Origin of the sequence: Tullyiplasma multilocale ATCC 49900, assembly GCF_000483165.1 — a bacterium.
GTDB lineage: Bacteria > Bacillota_I > Bacilli_A > Mycoplasmatales > Mycoplasmataceae > Tullyiplasma > Tullyiplasma multilocale.
This window is the reverse complement of the sequence record NZ_KI519557.1, coordinates 316,847-325,127: the sequence shown is the minus strand read 5'-3', so window position 1 is coordinate 325,127 and position 8,281 is coordinate 316,847. Positions and strand designations below refer to the sequence as shown.

Annotated in this window: 8 protein-coding genes; 6 read left to right on the top strand and 2 right to left on the bottom strand. The window is 27.8% G+C overall.

The window, feature by feature from the left end; all coding sequences use genetic code 4:
• Window positions 1–388: 388 nt before the first annotated feature.
• Together G319_RS10180 and G319_RS0104440 are read left to right on the top strand one after the other, a co-directional pair.
• Window positions 389–1,537 carry a hypothetical protein gene (locus G319_RS10180; protein ID WP_051350902.1) on the top strand — a complete coding sequence of 383 codons (1,149 nt, stop codon included), beginning with the start codon at window positions 389–391 and terminating at the stop codon, window positions 1,535–1,537.
• A gap of 150 nt (window positions 1,538–1,687) precedes the next feature.
• Entirely contained in the window at window positions 1,688–3,139 is a 1,452-nt protein-coding gene (locus tag G319_RS0104440) for an MFS transporter (RefSeq protein ID WP_035358900.1), read from the top strand.
• A 19-nt stretch (window positions 3,140–3,158) separates the two neighbouring features.
• Here G319_RS0104440 and G319_RS10175 read toward each other — a convergent pair whose 3' ends face one another.
• Window positions 3,159–3,710: a 3'-5' exonuclease gene (locus tag G319_RS10175; protein ID WP_051350901.1), complete on the bottom strand. Its 552-nt coding sequence runs from the start codon at window positions 3,708–3,710 to the stop codon at window positions 3,159–3,161.
• Window positions 3,711–3,886: 176 nt separating this feature from the next.
• Between G319_RS10175 and G319_RS10170 the strand changes: the two genes are divergently transcribed.
• Window positions 3,887–5,299 carry a DUF2130 domain-containing protein gene (locus G319_RS10170; protein WP_026389854.1) on the top strand — a complete coding sequence of 471 codons (1,413 nt, stop codon included), beginning with the start codon at window positions 3,887–3,889 and terminating at the stop codon, window positions 5,297–5,299.
• Window positions 5,300–6,349, top strand: a complete 1,050-nt coding sequence (locus G319_RS10165) for a hypothetical protein (protein WP_026389853.1) — start codon at window positions 5,300–5,302, stop codon at window positions 6,347–6,349.
• A 17-nt stretch (window positions 6,350–6,366) separates the two neighbouring features.
• Here the strand turns inward: G319_RS10165 and G319_RS10160 are convergent, their stop codons facing one another.
• On the bottom strand, window positions 6,367–6,780 hold the full coding sequence (locus G319_RS10160) for a hypothetical protein (protein WP_026389852.1): 414 nt from the start codon (window positions 6,778–6,780) through the stop codon (window positions 6,367–6,369).
• Between the two features lie 87 nt (window positions 6,781–6,867).
• Here G319_RS10160 and G319_RS10155 point away from each other — a divergent pair, with 87 nt between their 5' ends.
• Both G319_RS10155 and G319_RS0104410 read left to right on the top strand, forming a co-directional pair.
• On the top strand, window positions 6,868–7,497 hold the full coding sequence (locus G319_RS10155) for a deoxynucleoside kinase (RefSeq protein ID WP_026389851.1): 630 nt from the start codon (window positions 6,868–6,870) through the stop codon (window positions 7,495–7,497).
• 105 nt (window positions 7,498–7,602) lie between these two features.
• On the top strand, window positions 7,603–8,253 hold the full coding sequence (locus G319_RS0104410) for a deoxynucleoside kinase (RefSeq protein ID WP_026389850.1): 651 nt from the start codon (window positions 7,603–7,605) through the stop codon (window positions 8,251–8,253).
• The last annotated feature ends 28 nt before the right edge of the window (window positions 8,254–8,281 follow it).

Below are 8,281 nucleotides of genomic sequence, written 5' to 3'. Positions count from 1 at the left end.
TTAATGAAAAAAGCTACAATTCATTCTAATAAGAAAAAATATAAATCTTTGAAGGATTATATAAATGATGTCATTGGTTGAATTATTTGATATAACAAAAATAAAAAAAGCAACATAAAACTATACTGACAAAAAACATTCTAAATTTATACCATTTTATATAAGTTGGTATAAAAAGATATAAATTTCCAATTATTTAATTAAATAATGAAAAAACTTTTGAAATAAAAAGTTTAATTTTGTATACACTTTTTTAGTTTTTTAGATAAAATTAAATTAATTACTATGCTGTAGTCAAATTTTATTTTAAATGCTCCAAAAAGGGGTAACAGTCTCACATTTATTAATAGCGTCATTGGCGTTGGCAAGCACGCTTGGGGTTTGGTATATGACATTACCATTCAACTCAACACCAATGGCTACAAAAATTCAGTTATATATAATCTTTGCTGGATTTGCTTTTTCAACTTGTGGTTTGTTGTGAGCTCCACTTTGAAAGATTGTTAAAAATCATAATACAGAATATTTGGTGGGAATAGATAAAGAGAAGAAAGTTGGGGCAAATAATGGATTAGAAGGAGCTACTAATGGATTTATTGGTTTGTTTTTAGCTTTGTTAGGAATTCTATTATTGTTATTATCAAGTAAAAATATATTGCCAACAATTGATATTGGAGAAACTTCGATTAGTTTAGGATTTTATATCTTAGTGACAATTTATGTTTCGTTGATAATTACTTCACTGTTTTTGACAATTTTTTGTATTAAAAATATTGAAGATAATAATGAAAGAACCTTATCACTTAAATCTTTAATAAAAGTTATCAAATCTTGAAAGATTTGATGTTTAGGATTATTAGTGCTTGGGGTTTATATGTTACAAATGGGTTTAAGTGCTTATATGAATTATTTAACTAATGTTTTTGGAGTGCTGGCAATTATTACTTCATTGCTAGGAATATCAACTTCTTATATTATTAGGTTTTTAGTATCTTCACGAGCAGGTAAAAGAGCTGATAGATCGCATTCTTACATCGTTTTAACGTGTTTGGGACTCTTAATTGGAATAATACTAGTAGTTGTAGCAATTAGCTTGTCAGGGTTCGATAATGACTTTGTAAGCAAAGGTAAAACTACAAAGATTATTATCGGAGTGGTAGCTTCAATTAATATGTTAGTTTTAGGAGTTGTTGTTTGAGGATTGGTAACTATTAGATGATCTCCGATTGGAACCGAACTTAAAATAGACAACGACAATTATGCTTCAGCTGTAGGATTTATTTCAGTAATTGCTTTCACGCCCGATGCATTTTTCAGAACAATTAAATCAGTGATCGAGAAAAATCACTCAACTGAATATTTAGATACAGCTACAGGTAATATTACACAAGTGGCAAATCAAGTGGGGAATCAATTAATTCTGGCAACAACAATTCCCTTTGCTCTAATTGGTTTAATTTCTGGATTGATATTGTACATTTCAATTTATAAGAAACATGAAAAATTCGTTTTTAGAAAGTTAATGAAAAATAAATAAATTATAAAATAGCGATTTAGGTCGCTATTTTGCGTTGATGAAAGTATTGTGAGGTGTTTCATTGTCTTAGGCTTTAATTGAATGGAAAATATTTATATGAGTGGTCATTGAAATATTAAATTTAGGTTGAGCGATGAATTGAGGTTTATTATGAAATTGAAAAAGATTGAAGTTAAAAATATTAAGTCATTTTTCAAAACAAATCTCCCGATAATAATCTTGGCTTTAACTGATGTTGTTATTTTTGCTATTCCACTATATATGGAAAATTTCATTCCAAATTTGAATAGTAGTTTACATATAACAGCTAGCCAGTATTCGTGAGCCAATGCCATATATGGATTTGTTCAATTACCGTGTTACTTATTGGGTTCATATTTAGGAGATAAATTTAAATCCAAACATTTACTAGTTCTTTCACTAATAATCATAAGTATTCTAGGTGTTTGATATATGACGTTACCATTCAATAGCACCAAACTTGCAACAATGATTCAGTTGTATATAATTTTTGCAGGATTTGCTTTCGCGATTGCAGGGCTATTGTGAGCACCGCTTTGAAAAGTTGTTAAGAATCACAACACTGCTCACTTAGTTGGTGAAGAGAAAGAAAAACAGGTTGGTAAAAACAATGGTTTACAAGGAGGCATTAATGGTTTATTAGGATTGGTTCTTGCTTTGTTTGGAACTATGTTAATGAGCCTTGCCAATGCTAAAAAATTACCAACAATTGAATTTGGTGATAAGTCTATTAATATGGGATTTTTTATCTTGTTAGCTGTTTATGTAACATTAATAATAGCATCTTTATTATTAACGGTTTTCTTAATAAAAGGAATTGATGATAATCATGAAAAAACTTTTACTTTAAAAAGTTTAATAAGAGTTGTTAAAAATTGAAAAATATGATTACTTGGAACATTGGTACTTGGAGTGTATATGCTACAAATGGGGCTTAGTTCATATATGAATTACTTAACAAACATTTTCTTAGTACCAGCACTTGTTGTATCCTTGTTAGGAACATTTAGAACTTATGTAATGAGGTTTCTAATTTCTCCTTATGCTGGTAAAAAAGCTGATAAATCACACTCATATATTCTTTTGATATGTCTTGGCTTATTCTTGGGAATGGTTTTAGTCGTGGTTGCGATGTTATTGCCGGGATTTAATAATTCTTTTGAAAACAAGGGCAAAGTTTTTAAAACAATTATGGCGGTAGCTGCTAGTTTGAATTTAATGATTTTAGGACTATTAACTTGAGCAATAGTAACTATTCGCTGATCTCCGATTGGAGCAGAATTAAAGATTGATAATACTAATTATGCGACTGGAGTTGGAGTGGTATCTGTAATTGCCTTTACACCAAATGCCTTTTTCAGATTTATTAAAGCAATAATTGAAAAACAATATAGCATGGAGTGGGTTGATACAGCTACAGGTCACGTAACGCAAGTGGCAAACCAAACAGGAAATCAACTAATATTATTAACGGTTGTTATTTTTGGAATGTTAGGCTTAATTGCTGGACTTACATTATATTGTTTAATGTATAAAAATCATGATAAATTTGTTTTTAGAAAACTTATGAGAAGTAGATAGTAAAAATACTAAGCAAGGCTTAGTATTTTTTAAATCTGTATCCATGGTGTATGGGTAATGTTAAAAAGTTATTAGTGTTTTTAAAATAAATATCAATAACTTGCTTTGTGGCTTTAACATCTTCTAAAGCGTCATGATGTCCAAAGTGAATGTTATTAATTTCAGTTAAATATCCCAAACCAGCCTTTGGTAAATTGAAAACCTTTTTTAGCATATAAACTGAACAACCATAATTAAAGTTGTTGATGTTTAAGTTATATTGTTGATCAAGTTTTCTTAAAACCCCAATATCAAAACTTGCATTATGGGCAATTACTGGAATATCACTTTTGAAGTACTTATTAATTTCACATCATACTTCATCAAATGTTGGAGCATCAGCAACCATATCTGGTGTTATATGATGAATTGAGATATTAAACCTACTAAAGATATTAGGTTCTGGTTTTATCAACGAACTGTATTGTTCAATGATTTGATTATTTTCGACAACTATTATTCCGATTTGACAAGCACTAGATAAATCACTATTAGCAGTTTCAAAATCTATTAAGACATATTTATTATTCATACAACCTCGCAATACTTTCATTATATCAATTGTTATTTCAATTATAATAACTTGGTTTGTTATAATTGAAATATGGGGAGACCCAAAGAATTAATGCAATGCAATATTTAATTTAGATTGTAAATTAAAAGATCTTAGTACAATTCTTAAAATCATTAAATAAGGAGGTATCATCAATGAATGATATTATTTTACAATGTCCACATTGTGGCAAAGATATAACTAAATCAGATTTTCAAAACTCAAAACATTCTTGAGCAAATGTTGAAAAGTTTTTGGATCAACAAAAACAAGAAATGCTTAATAAAGTTGAATTAGAAGTTAAAGAAACTTTAACAATTGATTTTGCTAAAGAAAAAGAAATTGAAGTATTAAAAACAGAAAACAAATACCAAGAAATTATTGATAAATTAAACAATGAAATTCAAAAGAATAAAATGGAATTTGATAATTCGGTTGTTAATGCTAAAAAAGATTTCGATTTAAAAGCCAGTGAGATTTTAAATCGAAATCAACAAGAGATTAATAACTATAAATCTAGAATTGCTGAAGGTGAAATGAAACTTCAACAAATTAAAGAAGAACGTGAATTACTAATTGCTAATAAAGCTAATGAAATTGAAAAAGAATATACAGATAAAATTAATCAATATAAATTAGAATTAGCAACTTTACAAAACAATCAAGAAACATTAATTCTTAAAAAAGAAGCTCAATTTAGAGATGAAATTAAACCTGTAATTGATCAATTAAAGGAATTAGTTCAAACTCGTGAGATTGAACTAATTAATAAACAAAATGAATTTGAAATTAAATTAGCAAGCGTTCAACAAGAAGTTGAAAAACGTTATCAAACTCAAATTGAAGAATTAAAAATAGCAAATGCTCAAAACAAAATCTTACAATCAAAACGTAAGGGTGAAAACTTTGAACATGAAGTTGAGGGTGAATTGCGTAAAGCATTTGGAATGTATGATTCAATTAGTAAAATTAACAATACAACAGCTGATAAAAAAGCTGACTACTTACAAGTAATTAAAAATAGCCAAGGTAATGAGATTGGGAAAATTGTCTATGAAGTTAAGAATGCTATTTGATCTGAGGCTTGAGAAGGAAAATTAGCGACAGATGTTGCTAATAACAAAACTAAGTACGGAATCTTAATTGCTACAAGCTTTAATGATAAATACAATGGGATTCCTTTCATTAGAAGTGAAAAATATCCAAACATTTGAATAACAGATAGTGAAAGTTTTATCTTCGTTGGACAAATTGTTAGAAAATTAATTGAAGTTGAAAATGACTTTGAATTAAAAACTCAAAAACTAACAGGAGAAGTTAGTGATGATTTAATTAAAGAATATGAAGAGAAAAAGGTTAAGTTAGATGAATACTGAACTATTGAATTTCCTAAAACATGAAAGATTATTGAAACGGAATTAAAAGCAATTGATTCAGTAAGATCTTCATTGGATAATAATTCAGCAAAATTAACTAAAGCATCAACAAGACTGAGTTCGCAATTTAAAGATAAAATCTATAAAGGTTTATCTGGAATCTTGGGAGCTATTAATTTAGAAGAGGAATAAATGAGAAAAATATTAGTTTTAGGGAATGGGTTTGACATTAAAATCAAAAACGATGAATTAACTATGGAAGGAATTTTCAAAGATTTTTACGAAAGTAAATATCTTAATGAGTGATTAGACGTTTTTAACAAAAATTCTTTTGAAAAAGCGCTTTTAATAAGTGTCTTGGAAGATCACAAGAAACCGGGGTTTAGTAATTCTTACATAAACAAAGGTGTAGAGGAGTTTCCTGCTTTTTTACTTAGTTTATGCAAAGATAAGTGATTTATCCAAAGCAAAACAAAATTAGAAGCAAATTCAATAATGAATTTAAAGGAAAATATAAAAAATTATATTATGTTTATTTTGGATATGAAAATTTCAAATGTTTATAAAACGATCCAAGATTTAGAAAATAATAAGTCGATTTTATTTAAGTTGATAAAATCTAAACTTGAAAGTTATGATGTGGTATTAACATTCAATTATTCAAACACCATCGAAATGTTTGGGCTTAATGGTGTTATTCATTTGCATGGTGCTATAAGTGAAAATGAGGATATTTATTCAAAATATGATGAATGTCTTATAGAAATTGATGAAAGAAAAAAAGAAATAAAACTTAAAAGTTATATGGCTCAATTATCACATGATGAAAAACACGTCATTGATATTTTTGGATTAAGTTTCAACCATGATAATGAAGTTTTAGAAATTCTCATTAATGAAAGTCCTAAAAATACAGAAATAAATTATTTTGGTTATGATTATCAGGATGATATTTATATAGTTTTAGAGCATTTTAAAAATAAATTTAAAAATGTTCAAAGAGAATTCAAAGCGTTAAAGAAGGGGTTGGTTGAAGAATTCGATGTTCAACTAAGCAGTGCATTCAGGAATTGCACTAACTGAATCAATAGTTATTTGATTCAAATTGGTACCGAAAATATTCTATGACGTATGGATATGAACAACTATAATCCGTACTGAAAAGAAATTATTGAAGCCGAAGAATTTACGGAAGATAAAATAATATTTAACCTATACAATTCTGTTGAATTTTTTAAATAAATTAAAAAAACGAGAAATTATTTCTCGTTTTTCTTTACACCAATATAAATTGTAATACTTCCATCTAAATCATAGAATTCGAAATCTGTCTCATAAATTCTATTTAATTTACCAGCATCTTCTAAATCTCAAATGTGTTCTCATGTTTTTGAAATAGCATTAGGTTTTTTAGTATCTACTTCAAACTCTTTATAGTGAGCTGTTTCGTTGATGTTTAAATCACTGTATTCAACTCCAATGTTGGCAACTGCATAGTTGTAATCACCTTTATAGTTTGATTGGTATTTATGATAAACACCATAGAAAGGTCCTTCCAATTTTTGTTTAGTAATTATTTCTTCAGCTTGTTTTCAAACGTTAACAAATTTTTCTCCCATTTGAGGATCAGCGAAATTATTAGTTCTGATTTCTTTTAATATTTTTAAGCTCATATTATTTAACTCCTTTTAAATATTCTATAACTTTTATAGTTGATAATGTTATTATTAATTTAGTAAAAAAATAATAAGGGGTATAAAATGAAAATTGCTATCTTCGGAACAGTTGGAGCTGGTAAAACAACTTTAATTGACACACTTAAGAAAAAACTACCTCAAGATTACAAAGTCTTTTGAGAACCATTACAAGATAATCCTTACTTTGAAGATTCTTATTCTCCAGATAAAGCTATTAGACAATCTGCTGCTTATAAAATGGAGCTATTAATGTTATCTAATCGTATGAAACAATTTAAAGAATCTAAACAATATGAAAATGTTATTTATGATCGTGGAATCATGGACACAATTATCTTTGCTCATTGAAACTATGAAGAAGGAAACATTGATGAAAAAGATTGAAATGTTTATCGTGAATATTTTGAATTAGTAGTATTACCTTCAATCTTTGCCCAAAAAGGCCAAGATGGATACGACTTAGTAGTTTATTTAAAAGTAAGTCCCCAGACAAGTATTAAACGAATTACTAATCGTGCAATTGAACGTGAATTAAATGTTAATACTGAATTTTGAACTAAATTAACTAATATGTATGATCGTTGATATAAATACTTAGAAAACAAATTCCCATTCTTAGTAGTGGATGGAAATATTGAAAATCCTGAAGTATATGCTGATGAAATATTATCTGTAATGAATAAAAGTAAATAATATACCTTAAAAACCCTATTTTATAGGGTTTTTATCTATTTAAAGGTTGAATATTAATTAATAAAATACTAATATATATTTAATATAAAAATCTAAGGAGAACAAATGAGGATAGCTATCTTTGGTACTACTGGTGCTGGAAAAACAACTTTAATAACAAAACTAGAAGAAAGACTACCAAAAGAATACAAAATCTTTTGAGAAACATCATTGGATTGTCCTTACTTTGAATATGCTTATGACAACGATCATCCCGAATATCAAAACATGAACTATAAATTAGATTTATGAATGTTATCAGATCGTATGAAGTCATTTAGCAAAAACAAAGGTGAGCCTCATGTAATTTACGATCGTAGTATTTTAGATTCAATGATCTTTGCTCATGCCGATCATAAATTCGGAAGATTAAATGATGTTGACTATACAGTCTTTAAAGAATACTTCCAAGGGTGTATTCTTCCAGAACTATTTAGAGATGATGATTTAAACTCAGGATTTGATTTAGTAATTTATTTAAAAGTAGATCCCGAAGTTTCAATTCAAAGAATTCTTGGACGTGGACGTGAATCTGAAATTGATACTGAATATGACTATTGAAGAACATTGGCTGAAATCTATGAAGAGTGATTTGAAATCTATAAACACATGGCACCATTTATGGTAGTTGATGGAAACTCAACCGATCCTGATGGATATGCAGATGACATTGTGACTCAAATTGAAAACATTGAAAAACTTAAAGCTAAAAAATAAAATAAAATTGAACTTTAAAAGTTCAATT